This window comes from Phycisphaeraceae bacterium, from assembly GCA_015709595.1.
Lineage (GTDB): Bacteria > Planctomycetota > Phycisphaerae > Phycisphaerales > SM1A02 > CAADGA01.
Map to the genome: position 1 here is coordinate 2436893 of CP054178.1, position 25296 is coordinate 2462188.

Sequence of the window (25296 nt, forward strand, 5' to 3'; positions counted from 1 at the left end):
ATCGCTGGCGTGGCGCGCGCCCAGCCGACGTCAACCGCTCCATTCTGGTTCGGCGACTTCGAGCGGGAGATCGCCGGACTGCACGATCCGGTGGACGCGGCCGTGGATGGCGAGGGTCGCATGCACGTGCTGGAGCGTCTTGCCGCGCGCGTGTCGGTGTATTCCCGCGGCGGTGAGCGGCTCGGCGCATGGGGCGTGCGCGGCGACGCGCCGGGAGAGATGCTCGCTCCGCGCGGCATCGCTCTGGCCGCGGGGCGTGTGTTCATCACGGATGAAGGGCTTCACCGCGTCTGTGTGTTCGCCCCCGACGGGACGTTCATCAGTTCCTGGGGCCGTTTCGGATCGGAATCAGGCGCGTTCTGCGACCCGTCCGGCGTCGCGGCGGACGCGGAGCGCGTCGTCGTCTGCGATACCGGCAATGATCGCGTGCAGGTGTTCGACCACGAGGGGCGGCTGGTTCGCGTGATCGGCTCGCGCGGGACGGGCGAGGGCCAGTTCCGAAGGCCAGTCGATGCCGCCATCGCGATGGACGGGTCGATCCACATCGTGGACGCCGACAACGCGCGGGTGCAGGTGTTCGACGCGAACGGACGGTTCGTGCGCGCGTTCGGCGAGTGGGGGCCGTTCGTCGGGCTTCTGGATGATCCCACGGGCATCGTGCTGCACGGCGGCGAGGCGCTGGTGGTCGATCATCGCAATCACCGCGTGCAGGCCTTCAGCAGCGCCGGGGGTTTTCTCGGCGCGTGGGGCATCCATGAGGTTGAACTGCACGAGGGCCAGGGCAAGGTGCATTACCCCACCGCGCTCGCCGTGGACCCGCGAGGCGCCTTCGCCGTGCTCGTCGAGCGGGTCGAGGACCGGGTGCAGGTCTTCGGCGCGGTCGTTCCGCCGCCGGGGCTGGATCGGACAAGCGCGCTGGTCACCCCGCCCAAGGCGGATCAGACGCACTTCGGCAGGGCCATCACGGCGGACGGCCCGCTGCTGATGCTCGCCGATCCTGAGAATCACTTCACCGTGACGTACGACATGCGCCACGAAGCGCCGGTCATCATCAACCAGTTCGGCGAGCGGGGGGATCGGTCGGGCCTGCTGCGGCTGGCGTCGTGCTTCGACCTGGACCTGTCGCGCGGGCGGCTGCTGATCGCCGACCCGGTGCAGCAGCGGCTTCAGGAGTGGTCGATCACCTATGACGCCGCCGCGCCGCTCAAGTTCGATCCCGACATGGCGTCCTTCTCCGGGGCGATCGACCTGGACCGCCTGCGCGCCAGCGTCTCCGATGCTCCGCTCGCCCACGCGATGGAGCCGGTCGGTCTGGGGCGGCTGAGCGGCGGCGAACTGGTGGTGCTGGATCGCCGCAACCGACGAGTCGTGCTGTTCGACCGAGCGATGAACTTCGTGCGCTCGTGGGGCCGCATGGGCGGCGTCGGCGGCGGTGAGTTTCTCGACCCGGTCGCCCTCGCCGTCGATCGAGTGCGAAGCGAGATCGCCGTGCTCGATGCGCTGCGGCGCGATGTCCAGATATTCGACGACGCGGGGATTCTCCGCCGCGTCTGGCGCGTGATCCCGCCCGAAGAAAGCCGGACGCCGACCGACGAGACGACGGCCCCGTCCGGGCTGGCCATCGCCCCGAACGGCGATGTGCTGGTGACCGACGCGGGCGGGTGCCGGGTGCTTCGATTCAGCCGGGATGGGGAGTTCAAGGCGACGTGGGGCAAGCGCGGCGTGGGCATGAGCGAGTTCTGGAAGCCCGGCGCCTTGACCGTGGCGCACGATGGTTTGATCGTTGTCGTTGATCAGGGCAATCATCGGGCGCAGTCGTTCGAAGGAAGCGGCGAGTGGATCGCGACGTTCGGGCTGGGCCGGGCGTTCACCCGAAGCAACCCGCCGCGACAGGTCCGGGAGGAGGGCGACGACGATGACTGATCGGTTCCGGTGGTGTGTGATGGTGGTGACGGCCGCCGCGGCGCTCGGGGCCTGTCGATCCGGCTCGACCAGCGGCGAAGGGGCGTCAGCCGGATACCCGGATCCGCCGGTCGCCATCGAGTCGGCCCGGGACGGCGACGGCGCGTGGACGGTCCTGCGCACGCCGCGCTCCGGGGCGGAGGTACGGTATCGGAGCGATCCTTCACCGATCCCGCTCAACGAACCTTTCTCGCTCGAAGTCGAGCTCCGTTCAGCGGACGGCGCCGCTCCGCTGGAGGTTGAAACGCTCGAAGTCGATGGGCGCATGCCGCACCATCGGCACGGCATGAACACCGTTCCGCGCATCACGTCGATGGGCGGGGGCCGATACAGGGTGGACGGCATGTTGTTCCACATGCCCGGTCGGTGGGAGCTTTCCTTCGATCTGACCCGCGACGGCGTGACCGAGCGGGTGCTGCAAGTGGTGATGCTCGACTGATGCGAGGCGCATGGGCTTCCATCGCGGTCATCGGCGTCGGCGCCTCGGCGCTCGGCTTGGCGCGTGGCGGCGCCGGTCCGACGTGGGGCCACCAGGTTGATCGGGCGTCCACAGGCGACGCGCCGGAGTTCACCGAGATCGAGATCCGACGCATCCTGCAGCACGAGTGGCGTGCGATCCCGCCTGACCCGACCAACCGATTCGCGGATGATCCGCGGGCTGCTCACTTTGGCCAGTATCTGTTCTTCGACACGCGATTCTCGGCCAACGGGCAGGTATCGTGCGCCACCTGCCACGACCCCGCCAAGGGGTTCGCGGACGGGCTGCCGCTCGGCAAGGGGCTGGCGGAGTTGACGCGCCACTCCATGACGCTTTGGAACGTGGGGCGCAATCGCTGGTTCTTCTGGGATGGCCGGATCGACACGCTCTGGGCGCAGGCGCTCCAGCCCTTTGAGAACGCGATGGAAATGGGAACCAATCGCGTGCGCGTGGTGCGTCAGATCGCGTCTGATCCCGTTCTGCGCGAGGCATATGAGGCGCTCTTCGGCTCGCTGCCAGGCGGCGAGGCGATGTCGCAGTTCCCACCGGATGCCCGACCCGTCCCCGACGATCCCGATCATCCGCACCACAAGGCATGGGAATCCATGCCGGAAGAGAACCGGGAAGCCGTCAACCACGCCTTTGTGAATCTGGGCAAGGCCATCGCGGCCTACGAGCGGCGGATCGTCAGCCGCAACGCGCCCTTCGACCGCTTCGTCGAAGGGTTGCGCACGGGGGATGCGGCGTTGCGTCAAGCACTCACCCCGCAGCAGCAGCAGGGGTTGCGTCTGTTTATCGGGCAGGCCAACTGTCGTCTGTGCCACTTCGGGCCTGACTTCACCGATCACGAGTTCCACAACAACGGGGTGCCACCCTTGAGAAAGGGTCTGCCGCAGGACGCGGGACGTTTCGACGGCATCGGTCGGCTGCGGTCCGACCCGTTCCGGGCTGAGTCGTCGTACAGCGATGATCCGACAGGCCCGGTAGCGCAACGAGCGGGCTTTCTGGCGCGGACGCCGGAGTCATGGGGGCAGTTCCGGACCCCGACGCTCCGTAACATTGGGCAAACCGGCCCGTACATGCACCAGGGACAGTTCGAAACACTGGAGGATGTGGTAGAGTTCTACTCGACCCTGCAGGGGCAGGTACGCATCGGGCATCATCAGGAGACGATTCTGACGGCGTTGAACCTCTCGACGGAGGAGAAAGCCGACTTGGTCGCGTTTCTGAAGTCGCTGACCGGCGAACCCCTGCCGGAACGGCTCCTCCTAAGGCCGGATGATCCCCGGTGGCTCGGGGATTGACAATCGGACCTGTTCCTGCGATACCACTCGTGCGGGGTGTTGAGGAGACATCCGTGATCACACGCAGCATGGTGGCGGTTCTGGCTGGTTCCATCGGGTTTCTGGGGCTGGGCTCCCTGTTCGCACACCCCGACGACCCCAAGGAGCGGGATCGCCAGCCGCGCTACGAAGGCCCCGCATGGCGTCTGGATATCGACGGTCAGGGCGACACGCCCGGGCCCGCGTTTCCATCGCAGAACATCCAGTTGATGAGCTGGCTGCCCCTGGGTGAGTTCGGCAATCACACGTCGGGCAACAGCGTGTGGGGGTACGTTTCCCCCGGCAAGCGGGAATACGCGATCATGGGGTTGTCGGGCGGGACCGGATTCGTGGATGTGACCAATCCCGGCAACGCCCAGATCGTCGCGGTGCTTTCCGGTCCCACCAGCACCTGGCGCGACATGAAGACCTACGGCCAGTACGCCTACGCAATCAGTGAGGGCGGCTCGGGCATCCAAGTCTTCGACCTTTCCCGTATCGACGAGGGCATTGTGACCCATGTCAACACGGTGCTGACCGGCGGCACCGCGGCCACGCACACGCTGGCCGTCAATGAGCAGAGCGGCTACCTCTATCGCGCCGGCGGCGGAAGCAACGGCATCCGCATCTACAGTCTCGCCGACCCCGCCAACCCGGTGCTGGTCAACCAGTACACCGAGCGCTACACCCATGAGGCCACGGTCGTCACCTACACCGAGGGGCCGTATGCAGGGCGCGAGATCGCCTTCCTGTGCGGCGGCTTCAATGGCGGATGGAACCAGACCGGCCTGACGATTCTGGACGTCACCGACAAACAGAACTTGCAGGTGCTCGCCCATCTCCAGTACTCCGACAACAACTACTCCCATCAGGGCTGGCCTTCCGCTGACATGCGGTATTTCTACCTGAACGATGAACTGGACGAACAGAACGTCGGCTTCACCACGCGCACGCGCATCATCGACATCAGCAACCTGAACAACCCCACCGAGGCGGGGTGGTTCACCAACGGGCTCCGCGCCGTCGATCACAACCTCTATGTGCTCGGCAACCTGATCTTCGAGTCGAACTACCGCAGCGGCTTGCGCGTCTTCGATAACTCCGCGGACCCGCTCAATCCCGTCGAGATCGCCTACTTCGACACCTACCCGGACAACGACAATCCCAACTTCAACGGGCTTTGGAACAACTATCCCTTCCTGCCCAGCGGCACCATCCTCGGAAGCGACATCGAACGTGGGCTCTTTGTGTGGCGGCTGGTGCTGCCCCTGCTGGCCTTCGACTATCCGGACGGCCGACCCGACCTCGTCGATCCGCACGGCGGAACCCGCATGCTGGTGCAGGTCAGCGCCGACCGGGAGACGCCGCAACCCGGCACCGGCGTGCTGCACGTGTCCGTCAACGGCGGCGACTTCGTCGAGTTTCCCATGACTCACCTGGGGAATCACCTGTACGAGGCGACGTTCCCCGAGGCGCCGTGCGGATCAACGGTGCGGTACTACGTCAGCGCCGAAACCACGCGCGGCACGCGCTTCACCAATCCCATCGGCGCGCCCGCCGACGCCTTCAGCGCCGTCGCGGCGGTCGGGTTCGCCACCCTCTTCTCCGACCCCTTCCAGACCGACCAGGGCTGGACGGTGCAGAACGTTCAGCTCACCGACGGCGCCTGGGAGCGAGGCGTGCCCGCCGGCGACGGCAGCCGCGGCGACCCCACCAGCGACTTCGACGGCTCGGGCGCCTGCTACCTCACCGGCAACCGGGCCGGCAACAGCGACGTGGACGGCGGCCCCACCCGCCTCCTCTCGCCCGTCATCGACCTCTCCAGCGCCCCCGAGGCGGAGGTCTCCTACGCCCGCTGGTTCACCAACGACGACCGCGACATCGACCGCCTCGACACGCACATCTCCAACGACGGCGGGCAGACCTGGGTGCTGGTCTCCAGCGTGGGCCACTTCGACGGCTGGCAGGAGCACGCCTTCCGCGTCGCCGACTTCGTGACGCCGACGAACCAGGTGCGTCTGCGTTTCAGCGCCACCGACAACCCCAACGACTCGGTGACCGAGGCGGCCATCGACGCGGTGCGCATCCGCACGATTCAATGCGACTCGACCGTGCTGACCGGCTTCACGGTGTCGCGCGGCACGCTGATGTCGGGCACGCTGGATGACCTGCGCGAGTCCGACGACGCCTCGCTGCGCGTCAAGTCGGGCTTCGGCAACACCTTCACCGACCTGCACAGCATGTTCCTGCGCGTGGACGGCGAGACGACGAACGCCAGCCCGGCGGAAGTGGACGTGCGGATCGAGACGCGCATCAGCCACCAGACGGGCATCGGCCGCGTGATGATGCAGAACTGGAACACCAGCCAGTTCGAGCAGGTGGGCACGTACGCGGTTGGTCAGACGGATGTCGTGGCCAACGTGAACGGGCTGGACGCGGGCAAGTACGTGCGCGCCGGCGACGGCCGGGTGCGGGTGCAGATCCGCCACATCGTGGTGGTGCCGGTGTTCGCCTTCACCTTCGACACGTGGGTGGACCAGGTGCGCTTCACGGTGCGGTGAGCGACGGCGTCCGGCGGTCGGCGCCGGGTGCCGCGCGGGGTGCGTCGGTTGGTCGCGGTTCCGGCCGAGGTCGCCAGCCGACCGCCTTGCTGCCTGTCCGTGGCGGCCCTCGTACAATCACCCTCGGTGCGCCCGTAGCTCAGCTGGATAGAGCGGCGGTTTCCTAAACCGCAGGTCGGAGGTTCGAGTCCCCCCGGGCGCGTTGGCGGCCCCGCATGCGTCGCTTGATCGCCATGCGGCTGTTCTCTCGTCCCTATCGTCCGTTCAGCGCCGCGGCCAGGGCGCGCGCCTCGTCACGAATCGCCCGCAGGGCTTCGAGGTGCTCCGGCCTCCACGCCGGGCGTGCCGCGAGATTGACGCGCTGATTCTCCCGCCGGTCCGTTGATTGGACCGCCTCGGCGCGTGATGCCCGTTCCTCATCCCCCAGCCCGGCGGACTTGGACTGTTTCAGCCGCGACAGGATCAGATCCCGCAACGCCGGGGCATCGGCCACGCCCTCGATGCGGGCCTGGTTGCCCACGCCCGCGCCGCCCTTCTGCACTGCGGCGGCGCCGGCGGTCTCGATGATCACGTCCGCGATGCCGAAGTGCCGCTGCACCGGGCCCTGCTGCACCTTGACGTTCTGCACGTTCTCGAACGTCACCGTGGTCTCACGGATGCTGATGATCCCGCGGCGGATGCGGATGCTGCGGTCCGTCATGACATACCACGTGGCGTCGTATTTCAGGTGAATGGCGATGAACGCGATGATGTCCGGTACGATGATCAGCACCAGCACCGGCGGCAGCAGCAGGGCGGCCACCCACCACAGCCCCTCGAAGATCAGCGCCGCCGCCGCGGCCACATAGCCGATCGCCAGACCGATGTCCGTGATCGCCAGCACGATCCAGAACCAGAACTTCATGTACTTCAGCCACCCCGGCGCGGGCTGGAAGGATCGCACTTCGCCGCCTCGCGACGAGTTCACGGGAATGGTCGGCGGCTCCTTGGGAACCCGCAGCAGGGGCACGATGACCGCCCACAGCCCGCGGTACATCTTCTCCGTTGCTTCCTCGATGGGCCGGCTCATGCGTCGCCCTCCGGTCTCCCGCCGGGGGCGGCAGCGGCACTGGCGCGGGCGGAACGGATCTCCCACAGGGTGTCGCGGATGTCGCGCAGCAGCGCCAGGGCTTCGTCGTCGGGGTCGTCACCTCGGCCCGTCCTCGGTGCTGACGTAGTGCAGTCCGGCGCGGCATCGCCCTCGTCATGCCCATCGCCTGATTCCAGCCCTCCGACGCCTTTTGCTCCTGCTGCGACCGGTTCGGAACCATCGTTCAGCGAGGCCGCGTCATCCTCCACGCCCCTCATGCGGGCGTAGAGGAAGTCCCGCAGCGCCTCCGGGTTGCGGATGCCCTCGATGGTCATCTCCGCCCCGGACGAGCCGCTGGCGGTCTGCACCGCCACGTCCGCAAGCCCCAGCCAGCGGTGGAAGATGTTGCGCGTGACGTGGATGTCCTGGATCCGCCGGTAGGTCAGGTAGACCTCCTTGCGGAAGAACATGCCGTACGCCATCGACACGCCCTTGTCATCGAACTTGTAGATCAGCGTGCGGTACTTGAGCCACCCCGCGATGGCCACGAAGGGGAAACCCACCAGCGTCAGGGCCGCCACCAGCAGGTAGTAGGTCATCAGCGCAGGGTCGGGGCGTTCGGCGTCGGCGGGGTTGAATCCGGCCGCCGGCACCGGGGCGCCGGGCTTGGTCGTGGTGGTGGCGGCTGCGGCGTCCCGTGTCATGGCGTCTCTCCGACATCATCTTGGGAGAAACGCGATGCGATTGCAAGCAGGGGTTCAACACCGAGGACTACGGAGAGCCACGGAGAGGTGGTGGAGCAGGATCAGGAACGCCGCGACGGCTCAGGGGGACACGACGAATCGCGTGCCGCTTTCCACGTAGCAGTTCCACAGGTCGCCTTCACGGAACTGATCGATGGCGTTGTCCTTGTGCAGCGTCATCCACGCAGGGACGGTCAGGTCGAGCAGCACCCGGTTGTTGGCGGCGTCCACCGCCAGCACCGCGCCCTGCACGATGCGCGGGGGGCCGTACACCGGCTCGATGAAACAGCCGCCGGTATCGCTGCGGTGCATGCGCAAGGCGCGGGCGTGAATCTCGCCGCTGACCCGCCGGCCGATGTGCGAGGCGTCGATTACGCCGCCGTCGCGCACCAGGTGAAGTTCGTAGTCCGTGCCGGGCACGCACAGGATCAGCAGGTCGCCCTTGATCTCCTTCAGCCGAAGCGAGACGCGGGCGCGGGAAGAAGCGGCGGCGGGTGCGGACATACTGGACACGGGAAACCTCCGGTGTGAACGGAGGCGAGTATATGAGCATGTGACGCCGGTGTGCAGGCGCCGCATCGAAGCATCGAAACGCTGAATGACGCCGGTCGATCTCCGTCCGTGTTACCGACCGCCGCCGGCGTTGCCGCCTCCGCCGGGACGACGGGGCGGGGTGGTGCGGCCTTCGTCCGTCGCGGGCGGGCGATCTGTCCCATCCGCGGGCGGCTGCCCGGGTCGCTGGGGCCTGGCCTGCTGTCCGCCGCGTCGGCCCAGCGGCCCGTCATCGCCCGTGGCCTCGGCGATGCGCGTCACCACCGGGGCAAGCGCGCCGCCGAGATGCCGGTCGAAGAACTCGGCGCAGCGGATGGTCGAGTCGGCGTCGCGGAAGCCGTGTCCCGCGCCTTCCACCACGATCAGTTCCGCCTTCACGCCCGCCTCGTGCAGGGCCTTCTCGAAGATCTCCGACTGGCTGAGCGGCACCAGATTGTCCTGCGAGCCGTGGACGATGAGCACGGGGGGGTCGTCGGCGTCCACCCAGTGAACCGGGCTGGCGCGTCGGAGTTTCGTTTCGATGTCCTCCACCGCCTCGCCGAAGAGCTGGGTGCGCAGACGCTGAATGTCGCGTCCGCGACCCGTGAAGAGCGATGGGAAATCGGTGGGTCCGAAGTAGTCGATGACGCAGGCGACGGATGAGTCGACCTCGGGCGTCTCGCCCACGTCGCCGTGGGTCTCGGGCGCGTTGCCGGTGACGCCCAGGTAGGCGGCCAGGTGGCCGCCCGCGCTATGCCCCCACACGCCGATCTTCTTCGGGTCGATGCCCAGTTCCTCCGCGTTGGCGCGGAGGAATCGCACCGCCGCCTTGCAGTCGTGCATCGCCGCAGGGAAGCGACCCTGCTGCAGCAGCCGGTACTGGATGGTGCAGGCGAAGTACCCGCCCGCGGCGACGATGGCGCTCAGTTGGTCGCCCGCCTCGCGCGAGCCGCCGGTGAAGCCCCCGCCGTGGATGTAGATGACCACGGGGAGTTTCCTGCCCGCGGAGTCCTTGGGAAAGTAGACGTTCATGTGCAGGTCGAGGTCGCGGCCGGCATCCGTCCTGACCGTGGCGTAGACCACGTCACGCACCTGCTCGACGTTGGGGAGCAATCGCAATGGCTCGCCGGACTGACGGACGCCGGGACGCTGCGGCTCACGCTCGACGGGGGGCTGGTCTGCCGGGGGGCGATCGGATGGGGGGCGCGTCGGGGGGGAATCTGGTGGGGGGGAACCCGGCGGGGGGGTTTGCGCCATCGCTCCGCCCGTCAGAATCGAGACGAGCGACCAGCACAGCACGCGTTTGTTGAGCATCGGACGGCTCCCGGTTCAGGTGCGACAGGTCAACGAACGGTCGATCAAGGGTATTGCGGGTATTGTTCAGACGGCTCAGGGCGAACCGCAGGGGTCACCGGCGGGATGCCGGCGCCACAGAACTGCGCCGTCGAACCGGGTCGCCAGCCGGAAACAGGCGCCACCTGCTCATGCTCATTCTCCTCATCGACAACTACGACTCGTTCACCTACAACCTCGTGCAGCGGATCGGCGAGTTGAGGCCCGACTCGCCCCCGCCCATGCGCGTGGTCCGCAACGACAAGATCACCGTCGCCCAGGCGGCCGATCTGGTGCCGACGCACCTGATCCTTTCGCCCGGCCCCTGTACGCCCAAGGAGTCAGGCGTCTGCCCGGACCTGATCGCCCACTTCCGCGGGCGCATCCCCATCCTCGGCGTGTGCCTGGGCCATCAGACCATCGGCGATGTGCACGGCATGACCGTCAGGCGCCACCACACGCTCATGCACGGCAAGACCTCCGAGATCTTTCACGACAACCGGGGCATTTATCGCGGTCTGTCCAACCCCTTCGTCGCCACACGGTACCACTCACTCATTGTCGAGCGGGATACGGTGCCGCCCGCGTTCGAGGTGAGCGCATGGACGAAGGACGGCGAGGTGATGGGGCTGCGGTGGCGGAGAGAGGGAGGAGCCGTCTGCGTACAGCAGGCAGCCGAGCGGCGTGAGTCGATGGCGCCGGCGGCCTCCCTGGACGGCGTGCAGTTCCACCCGGAGAGTTTTCTCACGGTGGAGGGGCCGCGCCTGCTGGCGAACTTTCTGGGCATGGCGGCGGCATAGAACTCCGCGGCGCGGGCGGGCGATGCCCGGCGGGCAGCACCGTTCATCGCGCACCAAGCGACTTCAGGCGCCGTCGCGCCACCTTGATCGCCTTCGCGCTGCGGTCGATGCCGACGGCGTTGCGCCCGGTCTGCAGGGCCGCCACGAGCGTGGTTCCGCTGCCGCAGAAGGGGTCGAGCACCGTTCCGCCTGGCCGGCAGCAGGCGTTGACGAGGAGCGTGAGCAGTGCCAGCGGCTTCTGCGTGGGATACCCGGTTCGTTCGCTGGCGAGGTTGTTGAGCGCGGGGATGTCCAGCACATCCGTGGCCTTCTTCTCCCGACCAGCCATGCGACGACTCGTCGCGGGCACGCGCGGCGGCGCGAAGAAGTACCGATCCGACCGGGCGTAGTACAGGATGTCATCGTGCTTGCGCGCGAAGCGGCGCGGCGAGGAGCCGCCCAGCCCGTAGCGCCAGATCAGGTGGTTGACGAATCGCTCGGGCCCCAGCAGATCATCCAGCAGCAACCGCAGGTGGTGGCAGGCGCGCCAGTCGCAGTGGAGCAGGATGGCTCCATCGGGCGTGAGCGTGTTCAGGGCGGCGATCAGCCGCGGCCGCAGGAAGCCCAGGTACGAGGCGATGTCCGGCCAGCGGTCGGCGAACGCGCCGGCCCGACCGGACTTCGGGCGACCCGTGTTGAAGGGCGGGTCGAGGTAGAGCAGATCGACGCCGCCTGCCGGGATGGATGACAGTGCGGTAAGACAGTCGCCGACGCAGAGTCGCAGTCGCGCGACAGGCAGCGAGACGTCGCTGGGACGAAGCGGCGGCCTCATGCCTTCCGATCATCCGGGCCCCGGCGCTGATTCTTGATCGTCATGGACAAAGCCGTCAGCGCGCTGATGGCCTCGCGCACCTCGTTGATGTCGAGTTCGGAAATCTGGCCGTCGCTGATGGCGACGATGGCTTCGGCGCACTCGCGCACGGCGTTGACGGCGGCCATGTCCACCGCTTCCATGCGGACGAAGTGGCCGCCCATCTCCTGGCAGATGTAGTCCAGGGCCTGATCGCCGGCGTCCACATCCGCGCTCTGGAGCGACCTGATGAGCCGCTCGATGGGGTTGGGCTGTGCGCCGGAGAGAATCCGGTTGACCTGTCGCGTGGAAAGCCCCATCGAGGCGGCGAAACGCTTGATGCCCACGCTCTCCACGAGCGCGGCGAACCGGCACAGGGCGTCGTGCTCCAGCGAGTCTCGGGATGAACGGTTGGTGCCCCGCATGAACCCTGCTCCACGGTGTCCTTCCAGCATACCACAGGACGCCCGGCGTGGACGCTTCAGAGCAGCGGACTGAAGAGCCCAGCCACATTCTGGGCCAGCCGACGCGGCCAGGGGCGCTTCGCCCACCGGAGCGGGTCGATCCGCCGGGAGCGGCTCATGTAGGTGCGCTGCAGCAGCCGCAGGTGGCCGGTGAAGTCATCATCATAGACGATCACGCTGGATTCGAAGTTGAGGAACAGCGAACGACGGTCGAGGTTGGCGGAGGACATGATGGCCAGTTCGCGGTCCATGGTGAGCGTCTTGGCGTGCAGCAGCCCGGCGGCGTATTCGTGGATGTGAACTCCCGCCTCCAGCAGCGGTTCGTAGTAGGCGCGGCTGGCGGCGGCCACCAGGCGCGAATCGTTCCGCTTGGGCACCACCAGTTCCGTGGTCACGCCGCGCCGCGCGGCGGTGGCCAGCGAGACGACCGTCGCCTCGTCCGGGACGAAGTAGGGAGTGGTCAGGATCAGTTCCTCTCTGGCGAGCTGGCAGGCGGCCAGGTACACCTGCCGCATCGCCTGGTTGTAGGCGTTGGGGCCGGTGCCGATGAACTGGGCGATCACCCCTCCGGGAATGGGAGAGGGGGGGTTGAGCAGCGTCTCACCCAGCCATTCGTCGGTGTCCAGGTACCAGTCCTCGGCGAACAGCCGCGCCAGGTCGTGGACGAGCGGGCCTTCAATCCGCACCGAGGCGTCCACCCACGGGGCGTAGCGACGTTTCGGGGCGAATGCCGCGTCCGCGATGTTCTGGCTCCCGGTGTGCCCGATGCGTCCGTCGATGACCGCGATCTTGCGATGATTGCGAAGATCGAAGCGGGCGAACTTGGAGCGCAGCGGGTTGACCGGCAGGGCGCCAACCACCTGCACGCCCTCCATGCGCATGGCGTCGCACAGGTCGGAATCGAGAAACGCCGCCGACCCGACCGAATCCACCAGCACGCGGCACTGCACGCCCCGGCGCTCGGCGCGGATCACGGCGTCGGCGACGGCCCGGCCCGTGGCGTCGGTGAGGTAGATGTACGTGACGATGTGGCAGTGATCACGCGCCTGGTCGATGTCGCGGATGAGGGATCGCATCGACTCCTCGGAGTCGCCAAGCAGCGTCAGCACGTTGCCTTCGGCGGGGAGGTCGCCTCCCACGGATTCGGCCAGCAGAGCGATCTGGCGCAGGGGCTCGGCGATGACCGGCGCATGGCCCGGAGCGGGCGGCGTATTGGCCGTCTCGCGCCGCGTGAGCACGACCTCGCGGTGGCGCCGGATACGCCGTCCGCCCAGGCGGGCCTCTCCCACGAGCAGGTAGGCGATGATGCCGACCACCGGCAGCAGCACCAGCACGGTGAGCCACGCCAGCCGCGTGGCCGGGTCGAGATTGCGCCGCAGCAGCACCGTGACGACCAATGCGCCGACGGCCAGCACTTCCGCCGCGATCAGGGTGATGGTGAGGGTCACGCCCAGCAAGCCGCCCCCTTGCTTTGCCGCGCCTGCCCGGCGGCGTGCTGCCGCGGAGCCCGTCGGCGCGCGCCCCGGCGCTACAGCAGCTCGATGATCTCGAACTGCTTGGGTCCGCGCGGCAGATCGACGCGGATGGTCTCACCCACCCGCGCTTTCATGAGCGACACGCCCATGGGCGAGTTGGCCGAGACTTCGATGTACTCCAGCGTCATGTCCACCTTGGCCTCGCCCACCAGCCGATACACGTCCTCGTCGCCGGTGTCGGCGTCGCGCAGCCGCACGGTCGCGCCGATGAAGACCATGCCGTCGGGAATCACGCTGGAATCCGCCACCTTGGCGGTGCGGAGCTTCTCTTCGAGCTCGCGGATGAGCCGGTCGTTGAAGGCGTGGTCCTCGCGGGCGGCGTGGTAATCCGCGTTCTCGCGCAGGTCGCCCTTGGCGCGGGCCTCCGCGATCCGGTTGACCAGGTCCAGCCGCTTGGCGTGCAGCTCCGCGAGCCGGGCTTCGAGTTCCTGCTTTTCCTGGGCCGTGATGAAATCCATGTCGCTCCGTGCCTCCCGGGGAGACTGGCTGTCCGCCTTCGACAGAATATGGGTCAAGCCGCCACGCCGCCACTGGCGGCGAGCGATTGTGGTCGGCGCGTCAGGGCCAGGGCGATCCACGCCGCCACCGCCGCCACCCACAGCCACGTGATGGACGCCCACTGAGCCGGGGTGATGGGCGCGCTCTTGCCGTCCCCCAGCGTGTTGATTGACAGCAGCGGACTGAGGTCGATCAGGTCCAGCGCCTCCACGCGGAACTGCAGCCCGAGCCAGGCCGCCAGCGGACCCGCCAGACAGAGTCCCAGGCATCCCAGCATCCCCAGGACGCGCACCCTTCCCGGTCTGGCGCCGAGCGTGGAAGCCACCAGCGCGCCGGCCAGCAGCGTCCAGGCGATGATCGTCAGGTCCATGGCGGCGGTGCGCTCGCGCGTCCACGACGTGATCAGGCGCAGCGGCCAGATGACCACCTGCGTCATCGACAGCATCACCGTCAGATCCAGCAGCGTCTGGCGGATCGGGGCCAGCGAGCGCGGCTGTGAGAGCCGGTAGAGCGGCCACGCCACCATCAGCCCGATCACCACGCCCAGCAGCATGCGCTTCACCCCCGGCTCGTAGCTGGCCGCGCTCGGAAACACCGGCGGACGGACACCGATCGACGCCGACCACGACGCCACCAGCCACAGGAACGACAGAAAAATCAGCCCGCGCGGCAGCGTCACGGGCGTTGCGGCATGGTCCATGCCATCATGCTACGCGACCCCGGTCTACCGGGCGTACACGCGGTCCGTGACCAGGTCCAGTTCGCGCAGATCGCGGTCCACCCGTCCGTAGTCCCGGTGCAACTGCTCAAGGTACGCGAACTTGGTGGTGGCGGGCACCTCGATGCCGCGTTCCTCCCCGGGCGGGCGCCCCCAGAGCAGACGAGCGCCCTTGTTGGTCGTCAGCCAGAGCGCCTCGGTGCGGTTGTACTCCGAGGCGTCCACTTCGACGATCTGCGACAGCCACGGACGAGCGCCGCGATCATCGGGACGCTCCAGGAACGACACCAGTCGCAGAGCGGCGGCCACGTCCTTGCCCTCCCACTTCATGCCCGGCTGCGACGGACGGGCGAAGCGGACGCCGGTGATGACGGGCAACCGCGCCAGGCGCGACTTGGCCGGGTAGTGCAGGGGCAGCAGGCGACCCTGTTCATCCACCAGGTGGCTGCCCTGTGCGTCGCGCACCATCGTGAAGGGCTGCACGAAAGTGGCCTCGATGACCACCAGGCCGGGCTGATCACGCCGGATCGAATCCACGGACTGGAACCAGCCCGTCGCCATGAGCGATTCCCGCGTGGCGATCAGATCGCCACGCACCAGCGGATCGCGCCCAAGCCGGGCGCGGGCGGCGGTGGAAATCTCCTCGATGATTCGCGCCTTCACGCCGTTGACGAACTCGACCGTGCGCCCGGTTTGCTCGCCGGTGTCCAGCACCTCCAGCCAGGCGGGCAGGGGGGGGAGGCGGATTTCGATGGCCTCCACGCTCAGCTTTGACGCCGCGTAGGAGCGCAACTCCGGGTAGCCGTACACCGCGCCGAATCCCAGTCCGCCCAGTCCGGCGATCCACATCAATCCCAGCAGGGTGCCGCGCACCGCGCCGTCCGGCATCCGCGGCCAGGTCCGACCGGCGGCGGGCTTGTCCTTCATCGACTTCGATTTCTTCGCGCTCTTTTTGCGCATGAACAACCCTCGAGCGGCTTCGGGGCACGCGTGACGACCGCCGACCACACCCATCGGCAGGGGGAGCGCTCGATGTTCGGAAATCCCGGCGGAGACGCCGGGGCGAACCGCGTCACGCCGCGTCGTGATCGACCTGGGGTGATTCAGAAGTCCACGCGGTTGCTGTCGCCGCCTTCCCGCTTCGGGGTGGCGCCGGCGCCGTCCTTGAGCCGCGGGGCCTCTGTGGGCGGATCGAGTCCGGCCACCGTGCCGGGCGAGCCGATGTCCTCCGCGCTGAACGCTCCGGCCGCCCGACTCGCCCGAGCCCCGTGCTTTCCCGCTTCGGATTTCATCCACCCTCGACCGTCATTGAGTTCCACAACCTTGGCGCTCGTCAGTGCGATGCTCGGTCCGCCTCGACCCGTCACGGACGGCCACAGTCCACCGGACTGGAAATTCACCTCGCACACCACCTCGCCCCTGTCATTCCTGACCTGCAGAATCTCATTCTGCTCATCCGGGCGATTGGCCAGACTGCCCCAGGTCACCGGAATCACCAGGTAAGGCGGCGGTTCGGGTTCGCCTTCCTTCGGCGCAATATCCCACGCCTTGCGGAAGTCCTGCTCGTTCGTGCCGTCCCTGTTGATCAGCACCACGACGCCCCCCGGCGGTAGGACGCAGCTGAAGGTTCCCCAGTCCAGCGAATCCTCGTCATCCAGCTTCCAGTCTGTGATCTCCACCGCGGCATCGCCGACGTTGGCGATTTCCACCCACTCCGTCTGCCCCTTGTCCTCAACTGACGCGGGGTTGTACATGATCTCGGTGATGATGACCCGCCCCTGGGCGCCCGCAGGTGCGGCGAGCAGACCGACGACCATCGGAACGAGGATTCGTGGCGCCATGCGATGACTCCGGGAGTGACTCCATCCTAACCGGAACCCGCTCGCCGGGCGTGCGATTCAGGCCGAATCCTCCGGGGACGGATGCTCCGGTGCCCCCTACAGTGGCGCATGCCGCCGCGCCGCGGCGTCCTGGAGAGACCGATGAAGTACCGTCGCATGGGCATGTGGGGGATGAAACTGTCGGAGATCGGGTTGGGGTCGTGGCTTACCTCCGCTGCGCACGGACAGGAAGGCACGGACGCCCTGCACCGCGCCGCCTACGAGCAGGGAATCAACTTCTTTGACACGGCCAACGTGTACGGCTCGGGCGAGACGGAGGTGATGGTGGGCAAGGCCCTGCGCCCGTTCCGCCGCGACACCTTCGTGCTCGCCACCAAGGCGTACTTTCCGTTTCAGAAGGACTGGCCCTTCCCCGGCGCCAACGACCGCGGACTGTCGCGCAAGCATCTGTTCGAGCAGTGCCACGCATCGTTGAAACGACTTGGCGTCGAGTACATCGACCTCTACCAGTGTCACCGATTCGATGAGGAGACGCCCCTCGTTGAAACCTGCCGGGCCATGAACGACCTGGTCAACCAGGGCAAGGTGCTCTACTGGGGCGTCAGTCAGTGGACGCACGATCAGATCAGCGAGGCGGTGGAGATGTGCCACGACCACGGCTGGCATCCCCCGGCGTGCAATCAGCCGCAGTACAACATGCTGCAGCGCGGATGGGAGCCGCATGTGTTTCCCACGTGCGAGCGGCTGGGGCTGGGAATCGTCTGCTACTCACCCCTGGCCGAGGGCCTGCTGACGGGCAAGTACAACGCGGGCGTGCCCGCCGGCAGCCGCGCGGCGGATCCCAAGCAGAGCGTGTTCATCAAGGACAAGATCAACGAGCAGAACCTGGCGATCGTCGCGCGGCTGACCGATCTGGCCAGGGGGCTGGGCGTGGAGATGAGTCAACTGGCGCTGGCGTGGTGTCTGCGCCGACGCGAACTCACCAGCGCGATCATCGGCGCCAGCCGACCTGAGCAGATTGTCTCCAACGTGAAGGCGGTTGATATCACGCTGGATGACGAGGTGCTCGACCGGATCGAGGCGATTCTGGCGAAGTGAGCAGGGGTGGAAGACATCAGAAGTGGGGAGTGGGGCGTCGATTGGCGCGGTCGGTTTCGGCGTCAACCGAGGCCGCGCCCCATCGCAGGCGACCGACAACCGAGGACTGACAACTCACCATGTCTTCCCCCGTCGGCCCAATTCTGGAGCGTCTGGACGCTGCGCTGAGCGCGCTGCCGGGCGTGTTTTCGACGGCTCAATGGGGCGGGCGGGCGTACAAGCTCCCGGGGCCGGGGGGCTCGCTGAAGAAACCCAAGCTCCTGGCCTTCGTGGTGGTGCTGAAGGGTGATGAGGGGGTCGAGATTTCCTTCAAACTGACCAGGGAGCGGGCGGCATCGGTCGTGAACGCCAGTGGTTTCATCCGCCCCAACTCCTTCGGCTCCCTGGGCAGAGCCGGATGGCTGGAGGCCCGCGTCACGCGCCTCAGGCAGGTGGAAACCCTCAGGCCGCTGCTGACGGAGTGCCGGGCGATGTTCGGGGGAGTCGAAGCGGGATCCGGTTCAACGGTGTCCGTCGAGTTGTCTGGCCGCATGGCGCCGCGCGGCGCAGCCAAGACCGCGGGGCGCGATCGCCGGACGCCCGCGCCCGCCAACCCCGTGGCGGCGCACATCGCCCGGGTGGTGGAGCAGGCGCGGCATGAACTGGGATGGTCACCTGGCGATCGGGACGACTTCTGATCGGTCTCTGCATGTCCCGACATCGCGGTACGATGCCGACATGCCGCTGCGCCGCGAATCACGTGCTCGATCAGTCACGCCTCCGCTTGCGCCAGAGTTGCTGATTCACGCGTATTCGATAGGCGTTTTTCCGATGGCCGACCCGGACACGGGTGAGATCGGCTGGTACAGCCCCGATCCACGCGCCCTCTTCCCGCTGGATGACTTCCACGTTCCGCGCAACGTCGCCCGGCTGACGCGGCAGGGACGGTTCGAGATTCGCACCGACACACGCTTCGAACAGGTGATGCGGGCCTGCGCCTTCGACCGCTCCCGGGACAACCGCTGCTGGATCAGCGAGGAGATGATCCGGGCCTATGCACAACTGCATCGCCACGGACTCGCTCACAGCGTCGAGGCCTGGCGGAACGGTCAACTGGTCGGGGGGCTGTACGGCGTACACCTGGGCGCGGCGTTCTTCGGCGAGTCGATGTTCTGCCGTCCGGATCTTGGCGGTTCTGGCGCATCAAAGGTCTGCCTTGTCCACCTGGTGCGGATGCTCCGCGAGGGCGGATTCATGCTGCTGGATACGCAGTTCACCAACCCCCACGTCGAGCAGTTCGGCTGCGTGGAGATTCCACGCGAGGCGTACCTGGAGCGACTGCGGCTCGCCATCCAGGCGGATGGGGCGTGGCCCGCACCAGGAACAATGAACGCCTGACCAGGGCCGCACCCTCCCCCGACCGCACGCCGCGCCGATTCACGGAATCACGCATGGCCGACGAACTCGCAATCACCAACGCACGAATCTGGACCGCCGACCCGGCGCGCCCGTGGGCGCGCTGCCTGACGGTGCGGGACGGCGTCATCACGTCGATCGACGACGAGCCACGCGCGGAATCGGCGCGGCGTCGTCTGGACGCACGGGGTCGGGCCATGACGCCGGGCCTGATCGACACGCACGTTCACCTGCTCATGGCGGGCGAGTCGCTGGGGCAGTTGGACCTTTCAGGGGTGCGCTCGCGCCGGCAGTTCGAGCAGGCCCTCGCACGACGTCACGCCGCGATGCTGGAGTCGGAGCAGGCCGACGGCGTTCCGCACGGGACGCGATGGCTCCGCGCCCACGGCTGGTCGCAGGAGAACTGGGGCGGAGCACTCCCCGACAAGTCGTGGTTGGCGGCGGCTGGCGATCGACCCGTCGTCGCCTACCGCATGGATTCGCATGTCTGCCTGGTCAACAGCGCGGTGCTGTCCCGCTGCGACGTGTCGCGCGATCCCGAGGGTGGACGCATCCAGCGCGACGCGCGAGGCGAGCCGACCGGCCTGATGCTCGAAGCCGCCGCGTGGCAACTGGTGAATCCCGTCATTCCGCCGCTGAGCGCGACGGAGAAGCAGGCGGCCCTGCTCGCCGCCATGCATCACGCTCACGCGCTGGGGCTGACGACCGTGGGCTCCATGGAGTACCAGCGCGAGATCGAGGCGGCCTACCTGCCCCAGCGCGATCACCTGACGCTGCGCGTGCGGCTGACGCTGCTGGACCGTGACTGGCCGCTGGATTTCACCTTCGGCGAGTCCTTCGCCCATGATGACCGGCTGGCCGTGATCGGCTACAAGTCGTTCGTCGACGGCACGCTCGGCTCACGCACCGCCCGCATGCTGGAGGCGTACGACGATGCGCCGGACCATCGCGGGCTGTGGTGCGAACTGGCGGCGTCCGGGGATCTCGACGCCTGGGTGCGCGAGGTTGCGCGGCGGCGGTTCCAGCCCTCGATGCATGCCATCGGTGACGCGGCGGCGCGGCGCGCGCTTGACGCCGTCGAGGCGGCGGGCGCGCCGACCGCCACCGCCGCGGTCCGGCCGCGCATCGAGCACGCTCAGACCCTGCATGTCCACGATGTGCCGCGATTCGCCCGCCTGGGCGTCATCGCCTCCATGCAGCCGCTCCACAAGGCGGATGACGGCCGCTACGCCCGGCGGCGGCTCGGCGAAGCCCGCATGGTCGGCTTCTTCGCCTTCCGCCAGTTGCGCCGTGCCGGGGCGCGGCTGGCCTTCGGGTCCGACTGGCCCATCGTCACGTGCGATCCGGTGGCGGGCATCCGCGCCGCGGTCACGGGACTGACGCTCGATGAAACCCCCGTGCGAACCGAGGAGAACCTGACCATCGACGAGGCCCTTCGCGCCTACACCATCGACGCCGCGGCCGCGCTGCGATTCGAGGATCGCATCGGCTCCATCGAAGTCAACAAGCTCGCCGACCTGACCATGTTCGATCACGACCCGTTCACGGCGGATTGGATGAAGCAGCCGCCCCGTGTCGCCATGACGGTGGTGGGCGGCAGGGTGCTGCATGAGGTCGCATGATCGGGCTTCGAGCGCGACATGATGCACGCGGGCAAGGTCGTCCGGGTCGCCGGACTGTGCCGGGGGCCGGGTGATCCCGCCCTCCGTCACCTGGCCGGCATCACCGCGTATTCGCCTGCTCGCCCAGCAGCCGCATCTTCAGCGCGTCATCAATGCCCAGGTACTCGCACATGTAGCGGTCGTAGGTCTGCTGGTCCTCATCGCGCGAGAAATCCAGCCGCAGTTCGTTGATGACCTTGGTGCCCTGACCGATCCAGCCCTGCCAGGTCTCGGCGGAGATGTTCTCGTGAATCCACTTTCCGATCGGGCCCCGGAACGGCGGCGCCGGGAGTTGCGTGCCTTGGCGGCCGGTGCGGTGACAGATGAACCCCGACGCCGCACCCCCCGCGCCGCCCGCCCCTTTCGTCGTGCCCGCGGCGGTCGCCGGCGCGCGTAGGGGGGGCGGTTCGCGCCCGATCGACCTGAGCAGGTCGGCCATCGCCTGCTGGGGCATCCGGTCGCCCTTGCTCGCGGCGATTTCGTAGCCCTTGTTCAGCACCTCGACGGCCTTGTCGCTCCAGCCCGCCTTGATGAGGGCCTCGCCCGCCATCTGCCACGCCTTGGACATGTCCGGGTTGAGGGCGGTGCAGCGATGGAAGGACGCGGCCGCCTCCGCCGCCCGCCCCGCCTGAAGGTAGGCGCTTCCAAGGGAGAAGTGGGCCATCTCGTTGTCGGGGTCGGCCCTGGCCATGTGCTCGAAACGCGCGATGCGGTCGTCCAGTTCGCTCATGTTCGATCCTAGGCCCTCACGCTCGTGATTTCGTGATCGTCCCGCCTATCGTCACGCCGCATGGCGGACCTGTCGGTTCAACTCGCGGGGGTGACGCTGCGGGCCCCGGTGATCGCCGCCTCGGGCACGTGCGGCTACATCGATGAACTGGCGGACGCCGTGGACCTGTCGCGCTTCGGCGCGGTGGTGACCAAATCCATCACGCGCGAGCCGCGGCAGGGCAACGCCACCTGGCGCATCCTCGACGCCCCGCACGGCATGCTCAACGCCATCGGGCTGGCCAACATGGGGCTGGAGCGGTTCCTGGCGGAGATCGTCCCGAGGATTCCCGCCGCCCCCACCACGGTGATCGGCTCCATCGCGGGCGGGTCGATCGACGACTACGTGACCGTGGCCGCCGCGTTCGACCAGTGCGGCGCGTTCCGGCTGGTGGAGCTCAACGTCTCCTGCCCCAACACGGCGGATGGGCTGGTGTTCGGCGAGAACCCCGCCGCGCTGGGGGAACTGCTGCGCGCGGTGCGCCCCGCGCTGAGCCGCACCAGGATGCTGGTGAAACTCTCGCCCAACGTGGGCGACATCGTGGCCCTGGCCCGGGCGGCGATCGATGCGGGCGCGGACGGGCTGACGCTCATCAACACCGTCAGCGCCATGGCGATCGACGTGGAGACCCGCGCGCCCCGGCTGAGCAACGTGACGGGCGGCTACTCCGGCCCCGCCATCCACCCCATCGCCGTGCGGATGATCCACGCCGTCTACCGCGGCGCCGCCCGCGAGGCGGGCATCCCCATCATCGGGCTGGGCGGCGTGATGACCTGGCGCGACGCCGCCCAGTTCATCCTCGCCGGCGCCAGCGCGGTGGGCATGGGCACCGCGCTCTTCGTCAACCCCCGCCTGCCGCTCAAGGTGATGCGCGGGCTCGACGCGTGGGTGACGCGCCAGGGCGGCTCGAAACTCAGCGACCTGGTGGGGCAGGTTGACCCCGGCGCGGGGAGAGCGGCATGACCCCCGCCGAGCGCGACCGCTTCGACGCCCTGCTGCAGGAGGAGATCGACGCCCTGCCGCCCGCCATCCGCGCGCTGCTGGATGAATCGCCCGTCATCGTGGAGGACCACCCCGACCCCAAGCTCCTCACCGAACTGGGCATGGAGCCGGACGACATCCTCTGCGGGCTGCACACGGGTGTGCCCATCACCGAGCGGTCGGTCGAACACCCGGACATGGAGACCATCCACCTCTTCCGCGAGGGCATCCTTGACATGGCGGGCGGCTGGGATGAGGATATCGATGAGGACGGCCACCCCTTCGGCGGCGAGGAACTGATCCGCGAGGAAATCCGCATCACCCTCCTCCACGAAATCGGCCACCACTTCGGGCTGGATGAGGAGGATCTGGAGCGGCTGGGGTATGGGTGATGTTGATCGTGTCCGCGGACGCCCGCTCGCCTTGGAGCATCGTGTGAGGAAAGCCGACAAAGGAGCGCCGTCATCCATGGTCAAAGGCGCCGTGACCGAATCCATCGCCCGACAGCTGGCGTGGTACTTCGACCGCAACGGGTACGTGCGTCGCCCGCGCCCCGAGCGTCGCGCCGACGCTGCGAAGGGGGTCTACAGGAAGGGCTACGAGGTCCGTCTGACGGCCGAATCGCGGGCCGAGCTGGCCGAGATCCGGCGGCTGCTGCGGGCGGCCGGGTTCAAGCCGGGCCGCCCGTTCCGCAAGGCGCTTCAGTTCCGCCAGCCGATCTACGGCCGCGCGGACGTGGCGCGGTTCCTGGAGATGATCGGGGAGCCAGCGGACGCCTGACATGGAGCCGCGTGAGGCAAGCCCGATCCGTCGGTGAGCGCTGACCCTCGGACCCTTTTGTGTGTTGCCACGCACCCTGCTGTGTGACCGCAGCCGCCTATGCCCGACACCCTCATCTCCCAGTTCGGCCACCACCACCCCGACGCCGCGTACACCCTCCGCCCCGGCGGGTACGCGGTCATTGTGTCGGAGCGCGGCGAGGTGGCGGTGGTGCTGGTCAACGGGCGCGGCTTCCTGCCGGGGGGCGGGCAGGAGGCGGGCGAGTCGCCTGAGCACGCGGCGGTGCGCGAGGCGCGGGAGGAGTGCGGGCTGTCGATCCGACTCGGCCAGCCCATCGGTGTGGCGGATGAACTGATCCACGCCCGAGCCGAGGGGCGGCGCTACCGCAAGCGCGGCACGTTCTTCCGGGCCGAGGTCGTCAGCCACGAGCCGCGCGAAGGCGAGGCGGATCATCGGCTGGTGTGGCTGCCCCCGGCCCAGGCGATCATCGCGCTGCATCACGAGAGTCAGCGCTGGGCGGTGAGGCAAGCGATCAACCCGGCGGCGCGGTGAATGCACTCCAAAACTCTGCCGCAGGCGGGACGCCTGTGCCACTGGGTCTGTCACTCGAACCGCGTCTGTCCCGGCATCGGCACGGGCGGGAAGGGGCGCTCCGGCGTGGTCCAGTCCGTCGGCGTGTACGACCGGGTGGAAGCCATCATCTGCTCCCACGTGATGGTCTGTCCGGTGTACGCCGCCTCGCGTCCGAGGATGGCCAGCATGGTGGAGTCGGTCATCCACTGCCCGTCGTTGATCGGCTCGCCCGAGCGGATCGAGGCGAAGAGTTCGTTGTGCTCCTGCTGGTACATGTCGGGCGGGTTGATGGGGCGGCCGCGTTCGTCGCGCGGGCGCTCGTAACGCCAGGGGTTTTCGCCCTCGATGACGCACGCGGGCGACCAGGGGTTGGTGGAGCACGTGCCCTTCGTGCCCAGCAGGTGGGCCGTGTTGTCGTTGCTGCAGTTGGCGATCTGGCGGCACATGTGGTAGGCGCGGGCGCCGCCTTCGTACTCGTAGATCACCGAGAAGTGGTCGTACATGTTGCCCGTCCATTCGCCCGAGCGGCACTGCCGCCCGCCCACGGCGAAGGCGCGCGCGGGCATGCGTCCGTTGAAGGCCCAGTTGATCCAGTCGATGGCGTGGACGGCCTGCTCGACGATGTGGTCGCCGCTGACCCAGTTGAAGGCCTTCCAGTTGCGCAGTTGCCACTCCAGGTCGCTCCAGCCGGGCTGGCGCGGCACGTCGCCGAGCGGGCCGGTGTTGTAGGTGGTCTGCACCGATCGCACGTCGCCGATGGCGCCGTCGTGGATGCGGCGGTACATCTCGCGCTGCGGCTGGTGGTAGCGCCAGCAGAAGCCGGAGACGAGGGCGAGGTTCTTCTCCCTGGCGATACGGGCGCTCTCGAGCACGCTGCGGATGCCCGGCGCATCCACCGCCACGGGCTTCTCGCAGAAGACGTGAACGCCCCGCTCCACCGCGTACCGCAGGTGCATGGGTCGGAACACCGGGGGCGTGGCCAGCAGCACCACGTCCACGCCGGAGTCGATGACCTGCTTGTAGTTGTCGATGCCCTCGAAGCAGTCGGCCCGCTGCACCCTGATGCGTTCGGCGAGCCGCTCGCTGGAGCGAAGCCCGCTCATCGCGCCTTCCACGCGGTCCATGAAGACGTCGCCCGCGGCGGTGAGGATCGCGTTCGGGTCGGCGTTGAGCGCCTGCTGGGCCGCGCCCGTGCCGCGCCCGCCGCATCCCACCAGGCCCACGCGCAGCGTGTCGGTGTGCGACACATGCACCGATCGCGCGAAGGCGGGCAGGACGAACGAAGCGCCCACCGCGGCCGTGGCGGACGACTTCACGAAATCACGACGGGTGATGGGGGCGGGCTTCTTCATGATC

General features: G+C 68.2%; 26 protein-coding genes and 1 tRNA gene. 14 read left to right on the forward strand and 13 right to left on the reverse strand.

What is annotated here, in order from left to right:
* The first annotated feature begins 9 nt into the window (after positions 1-9).
* From HRU76_10300 to HRU76_10320, 5 genes are all read left to right on the forward strand, one after another.
* Positions 10-1923, forward strand: coding sequence for a 6-bladed beta-propeller (locus HRU76_10300; protein QOJ17950.1), 1914 nt, complete (start codon positions 10-12; stop codon positions 1921-1923).
* Entirely contained in the window at positions 1916-2401 is a 486-nt protein-coding gene (locus HRU76_10305; protein ID QOJ17951.1) for a FixH family protein, read from the forward strand. Before HRU76_10300 ends, HRU76_10305 begins: the two co-directional genes overlap by 8 nt.
* Positions 2401-3744 (forward strand): hypothetical protein, encoded by a 1344-nt coding sequence (locus HRU76_10310; GenBank protein ID QOJ17952.1) that lies wholly within the window; start codon positions 2401-2403, stop codon positions 3742-3744. The genes HRU76_10305 and HRU76_10310 overlap by 1 nt, the downstream gene beginning before the upstream one ends.
* Before the next feature lie 53 nt (positions 3745-3797).
* On the forward strand, positions 3798-6323 hold the full coding sequence (locus HRU76_10315; GenBank protein ID QOJ17953.1) for a choice-of-anchor B family protein: 2526 nt from the start codon (positions 3798-3800) through the stop codon (positions 6321-6323).
* 128 nt (positions 6324-6451) lie between these two features.
* Positions 6452-6525: transfer RNA gene (locus HRU76_10320), tRNA-Arg, on the forward strand.
* Between the two features lie 51 nt (positions 6526-6576).
* On the opposite strand, the gene HRU76_10325 is transcribed toward HRU76_10320, so the two are convergent.
* The 4 genes from HRU76_10325 to HRU76_10340 all read right to left on the reverse strand — a co-directional run bounded on the left by HRU76_10325 (position 6577) and on the right by HRU76_10340 (position 9980).
* Complete coding sequence (locus HRU76_10325) at positions 6577-7392, reverse strand: PH domain-containing protein (protein QOJ17954.1); 816 nt, start codon at positions 7390-7392, stop codon at positions 6577-6579.
* Positions 7389-8096, reverse strand: coding sequence for a PH domain-containing protein (locus HRU76_10330; GenBank protein QOJ17955.1), 708 nt, complete (start codon positions 8094-8096; stop codon positions 7389-7391). Before HRU76_10330 ends, HRU76_10325 begins: the two co-directional genes overlap by 4 nt.
* Before the next feature lie 120 nt (positions 8097-8216).
* The gene (locus tag HRU76_10335; GenBank protein QOJ17956.1) at positions 8217-8648 is read right to left on the reverse strand and encodes a hypothetical protein; all 432 of its coding nucleotides are present in this window, start codon (positions 8646-8648) and stop codon (positions 8217-8219) included.
* Positions 8649-8759: 111 nt separating this feature from the next.
* Positions 8760-9980: an alpha/beta hydrolase gene (locus HRU76_10340; protein ID QOJ17957.1), complete on the reverse strand. Its 1221-nt coding sequence runs from the start codon at positions 9978-9980 to the stop codon at positions 8760-8762.
* 170 nt (positions 9981-10150) lie between these two features.
* On the opposite strand from HRU76_10340, the gene HRU76_10345 reads away from it, so the two are divergent.
* Complete coding sequence (locus tag HRU76_10345; protein QOJ17958.1) at positions 10151-10798, forward strand: aminodeoxychorismate/anthranilate synthase component II; 648 nt, start codon at positions 10151-10153, stop codon at positions 10796-10798.
* Between the two features lie 43 nt (positions 10799-10841).
* Here HRU76_10345 and HRU76_10350 read toward each other — a convergent pair whose 3' ends face one another.
* The 7 genes from HRU76_10350 to HRU76_10380 all read right to left on the reverse strand — a co-directional run bounded on the left by HRU76_10350 (position 10842) and on the right by HRU76_10380 (position 16683).
* Positions 10842-11609: a site-specific DNA-methyltransferase gene (locus HRU76_10350; GenBank protein QOJ17959.1), complete on the reverse strand. Its 768-nt coding sequence runs from the start codon at positions 11607-11609 to the stop codon at positions 10842-10844.
* The gene (locus HRU76_10355; protein QOJ17960.1) at positions 11606-12052 is read right to left on the reverse strand and encodes a hypothetical protein; all 447 of its coding nucleotides are present in this window, start codon (positions 12050-12052) and stop codon (positions 11606-11608) included. The genes HRU76_10350 and HRU76_10355 overlap by 4 nt, the downstream gene beginning before the upstream one ends.
* Positions 12053-12108: 56 nt before the next feature.
* Positions 12109-13548 (reverse strand): cardiolipin synthase, encoded by a 1440-nt coding sequence (cls, locus tag HRU76_10360; GenBank protein QOJ17961.1) that lies wholly within the window; start codon positions 13546-13548, stop codon positions 12109-12111.
* Positions 13549-13619: 71 nt separating this feature from the next.
* Positions 13620-14084 (reverse strand): transcription elongation factor GreA, encoded by a 465-nt coding sequence (locus tag HRU76_10365; GenBank protein QOJ17962.1) that lies wholly within the window; start codon positions 14082-14084, stop codon positions 13620-13622.
* Between the two features lie 53 nt (positions 14085-14137).
* Positions 14138-14824: a hypothetical protein gene (locus tag HRU76_10370; GenBank protein ID QOJ17963.1), complete on the reverse strand. Its 687-nt coding sequence runs from the start codon at positions 14822-14824 to the stop codon at positions 14138-14140.
* Between the two features lie 24 nt (positions 14825-14848).
* On the reverse strand, positions 14849-15802 hold the full coding sequence (locus HRU76_10375; protein ID QOJ17964.1) for a hypothetical protein: 954 nt from the start codon (positions 15800-15802) through the stop codon (positions 14849-14851).
* A gap of 143 nt (positions 15803-15945) precedes the next feature.
* Positions 15946-16683, reverse strand: coding sequence for a lamin tail domain-containing protein (locus HRU76_10380; protein QOJ17965.1), 738 nt, complete (start codon positions 16681-16683; stop codon positions 15946-15948).
* A 141-nt stretch (positions 16684-16824) separates the two neighbouring features.
* Between HRU76_10380 and HRU76_10385 the strand changes: the two genes are divergently transcribed.
* The 4 genes from HRU76_10385 (at position 16825) to HRU76_10400 (ending at position 20798) form a co-directional block, all read left to right on the forward strand.
* On the forward strand, positions 16825-17781 hold the full coding sequence (locus HRU76_10385; GenBank protein QOJ17966.1) for an aldo/keto reductase family protein: 957 nt from the start codon (positions 16825-16827) through the stop codon (positions 17779-17781).
* Between the two features lie 119 nt (positions 17782-17900).
* Complete coding sequence (locus HRU76_10390; protein QOJ17967.1) at positions 17901-18458, forward strand: hypothetical protein; 558 nt, start codon at positions 17901-17903, stop codon at positions 18456-18458.
* Between the two features lie 40 nt (positions 18459-18498).
* The gene (locus tag HRU76_10395) at positions 18499-19158 is read left to right on the forward strand and encodes a leucyl/phenylalanyl-tRNA--protein transferase (GenBank protein QOJ17968.1); all 660 of its coding nucleotides are present in this window, start codon (positions 18499-18501) and stop codon (positions 19156-19158) included.
* 53 nt (positions 19159-19211) lie between these two features.
* The gene (locus HRU76_10400; protein QOJ17969.1) at positions 19212-20798 is read left to right on the forward strand and encodes an amidohydrolase; all 1587 of its coding nucleotides are present in this window, start codon (positions 19212-19214) and stop codon (positions 20796-20798) included.
* A 100-nt stretch (positions 20799-20898) separates the two neighbouring features.
* Here the strand turns inward: HRU76_10400 and HRU76_10405 are convergent, their stop codons facing one another.
* Complete coding sequence (locus HRU76_10405; protein QOJ17970.1) at positions 20899-21567, reverse strand: Fe(2+)-trafficking protein; 669 nt, start codon at positions 21565-21567, stop codon at positions 20899-20901.
* Positions 21568-21627: 60 nt separating this feature from the next.
* On the opposite strand from HRU76_10405, the gene HRU76_10410 reads away from it, so the two are divergent.
* The 4 genes from HRU76_10410 to HRU76_10425 all read left to right on the forward strand — a co-directional run bounded on the left by HRU76_10410 (position 21628) and on the right by HRU76_10425 (position 23919).
* Positions 21628-22569 (forward strand): dihydroorotate dehydrogenase, encoded by a 942-nt coding sequence (locus HRU76_10410; protein QOJ17971.1) that lies wholly within the window; start codon positions 21628-21630, stop codon positions 22567-22569.
* Positions 22566-22979: a metallopeptidase family protein gene (locus HRU76_10415; GenBank protein QOJ17972.1), complete on the forward strand. Its 414-nt coding sequence runs from the start codon at positions 22566-22568 to the stop codon at positions 22977-22979. Before HRU76_10410 ends, HRU76_10415 begins: the two co-directional genes overlap by 4 nt.
* A 76-nt stretch (positions 22980-23055) precedes the next feature.
* The gene (locus tag HRU76_10420) at positions 23056-23367 is read left to right on the forward strand and encodes a hypothetical protein (GenBank protein ID QOJ17973.1); all 312 of its coding nucleotides are present in this window, start codon (positions 23056-23058) and stop codon (positions 23365-23367) included.
* A gap of 99 nt (positions 23368-23466) precedes the next feature.
* The gene (locus HRU76_10425; protein QOJ17974.1) at positions 23467-23919 is read left to right on the forward strand and encodes an NUDIX domain-containing protein; all 453 of its coding nucleotides are present in this window, start codon (positions 23467-23469) and stop codon (positions 23917-23919) included.
* Positions 23920-23969: 50 nt separating this feature from the next.
* Here the strand turns inward: HRU76_10425 and HRU76_10430 are convergent, their stop codons facing one another.
* Positions 23970-25292 carry a Gfo/Idh/MocA family oxidoreductase gene (locus tag HRU76_10430; GenBank protein ID QOJ17975.1) on the reverse strand — a complete coding sequence of 441 codons (1323 nt, stop codon included), beginning with the start codon at positions 25290-25292 and terminating at the stop codon, positions 23970-23972.
* Positions 25293-25296 lie beyond the last annotated feature (4 nt).